Raw genomic sequence first — 306 nt, 5'->3', positions numbered from 1 at the left:
GAGGGCATACAGGAAGCCTGCGGTGGCCAGCCGCGCGGGCTCAGTGGCATCGTGACCATCGTGCGCACAAGGCTGGCGCGGCAAATCTGCACGCAATTCGCGGGGCCAGGTGGCGTGCTGCCGCTCATTACGCTCTCACCGGAGTGGGAGACCGCGTTCCACGAGGCGCTGAGCGGTCCGGCGGAGGACCGCCAGCTGGCGATGGCGCCGACGAAACTTTCGGAATTCATGCGCCGCTTCCGCGAGGTGTTCGACGCGCATGCGGCGGAAAGCCCCGTGCTTCTGACAGGGGCCGCCATACGCGGG

1 protein-coding gene is annotated in these 306 nt (G+C 68.3%); it reads left to right on the top strand.

Going from position 1 to position 306, the window contains the following annotated elements:
* Positions 1–306: FHIPEP family type III secretion protein (locus tag R5H29_RS18520; RefSeq protein WP_332329593.1), on the top strand; the 306-nt coding region annotated here is incomplete at both ends.

The organism is Stenotrophomonas sp. A3_2, assembly GCF_036624925.1.
In the GTDB taxonomy this organism is placed as follows: domain Bacteria; phylum Pseudomonadota; class Gammaproteobacteria; order Xanthomonadales; family Xanthomonadaceae; genus Stenotrophomonas; species Stenotrophomonas hibiscicola.
Note: the sequence above shows the minus strand (reverse complement) of the source record. Positions and strands in the feature narration are given on the sequence as shown.